Origin of the sequence: Pseudarthrobacter sp. R1 (assembly GCF_024494415.1) — a bacterium.
Classification (GTDB): Bacteria; Actinomycetota; Actinomycetes; order Actinomycetales; family Micrococcaceae; genus Arthrobacter.
Genome location: NZ_JAMKFI010000059.1, coordinates 1 through 251 on the forward strand (window position 1 = coordinate 1; position 251 = coordinate 251).

At 59.0% G+C, this 251-nt stretch carries 1 protein-coding gene and 1 pseudogene; both read left to right on the forward strand.

The window, feature by feature from the left end:
• Positions 1-104: pseudogene (locus M8J71_RS23155) on the forward strand (IS982 family transposase); the annotation flags it as partial.
• Positions 105-155: 51 nt separating this feature from the next.
• Positions 156-251, forward strand: a 96-nt coding sequence (locus tag M8J71_RS23775) for a DUF3096 domain-containing protein (RefSeq protein ID WP_374114898.1), incomplete at its 3' end; no start/stop codon positions are given.

The window sequence follows — 251 nt, forward strand, 5'->3', positions numbered from 1 at the left end:
ACGCCCGGGTGGCAGCCAGACTCCTCGCCCTCGCCGCAGGCATCTGGCACAACTGGCGCATCAACGCGCCCCGCAAGCGCTCACTCATTGCCTACGACCACTAAATCCAATAGGACTTAATCATCTAATACGAAAGTAGGGTTCCTCAGGCTGCGGTGGCCGGGGTGATGGTGACACTGAAGCCGAGGCTGTTGAGCTTCTTGATGGCGTTGTTCTTGGCTTTGATCGGGTCCAGGCGGGTGAAGTGGTCG